2 protein-coding genes are annotated in these 1,144 nt (G+C 65.9%); one reads left to right on the top strand and one right to left on the bottom strand.

Annotation, left to right across the window (positions count from 1 at the left end; all coding sequences use genetic code 11):
* Positions 1–311: hypothetical protein (locus tag G6553_RS20520; protein ID WP_166196983.1), on the bottom strand; the 311-nt coding region annotated here is incomplete at its 3' end.
* Between the two features lie 251 nt (positions 312–562).
* On the opposite strand from G6553_RS20520, the gene G6553_RS20515 reads away from it, so the two are divergent.
* Positions 563–952, top strand: coding sequence for a DUF1622 domain-containing protein (locus tag G6553_RS20515; protein WP_207620085.1), 390 nt, complete (start codon positions 563–565; stop codon positions 950–952).
* The last annotated feature ends 192 nt before the right edge of the window (positions 953–1,144 follow it).

Raw genomic sequence — 1,144 nt, 5'->3', positions numbered from 1 at the left:
CTAAGGGAGTGACCGACGAAGTCGCGCACCTGCTTGGCCCGGTTGTAGATCATCCGGGCGTGACTGAGATCGCCGGTGTAGCCAATCTCGTCGGCGAACGCCTCGAACAGCGGCATCCGCTGGTCGTCGCGCACCCGGTCGAGGAACTGCTTGCGGATCACCGGCCCGACCTTCGGCATCTGCTTCCTCAGATGGAACTCAAGGTGGGTGTCGATCGAGAACTGGACCGACGAGAACGCCCCCATGAACCCCAGCACGCGCTCGTGCACGTCGTGCCATTCCTCAGCCCCGGGGTCCATGCTGATCGTCACGCCGGCAGTTTAGGGCGGGCTCAGCGACTACCGAGCCCACTCGTTCGGAACTGAGCTGCCTCGGAATCGGTCGAATCCCTGCGGACGCCGGATCTGCTGCGATCGGGTCGTTCGGAGCTGCGTCACTCCGCCGCCAGTCGGCGGGATCGTGCTGATGGGCGGACGCGCGCTCTCGATCTCGCTGAGCCGGCGCGTGCACTGGATGCTCGACTCTCGTCGTCCCCGCACCGTCCGCGGGGTACCTGGCTGCCATGGCCGGCGAAGACTTCGACGAACTGATGGAACTGGTCGTACACGGCTTCGAGGTGCTTGGGGTCCTGGTTCTCATCGTGGGGTCGGCCGCGGCGTTCCTTCGGGCTGCGCTGCTCCACCGTTCGGCTGGGTGGATGCGCACCTACGAGGACACGCGCCGCAACGTGGGCCGAGCCATCTTGCTTGGCCTGGAGTTCCTAATCATCGCCGACATCGTCCTCACGATCACCGTGGACCCCACGCTCGAGAGTGCTCTCGCACTTGGCCTCCTCGTCCTGGTCCGCACATTCCTCAGCTTCTCGCTGGAGATCGAGCTCGACGGGGCCCTGCCGTGGCGGCGCTCGAGGAATTCGAGGGACGTCCCAGAACCGCCAGTTCTCCGTGATTGACCCAGCCGCCGCCAGCAGAGGCAGCGCGACGACGGGTGCAGGTCACTCAACTTGCACGGCGCCGATCTGTATCGAGTGACCGCTCACGCCGCGGTTCGGCACTCTTGCGCTGCGTCCCTCCGCCGCCTGTCGGCTGCAGCGGGAGGTGCACCGCAGTTGCGTGCGGCTCGACTCTGGCCAAAGAGCATGTCA

This window comes from Nocardioides sp. IC4_145, from assembly GCF_011250565.1.
Taxonomy (GTDB): Bacteria; Actinomycetota; Actinomycetes; order Propionibacteriales; family Nocardioidaceae; genus Nocardioides.
The sequence above is the reverse complement of the archived record's forward strand: the minus strand, read 5'-3'. Positions and strand labels throughout refer to the sequence as shown.

What these genes read in the sequence shown, in the direction of transcription:
- G6553_RS20515 (WP_207620085.1), top strand. Translation starts at nt 563, where the DNA reads ATGGCCGGCGAAGACTTCGACGAACTGATGGAACTGGTCGTACACGGC.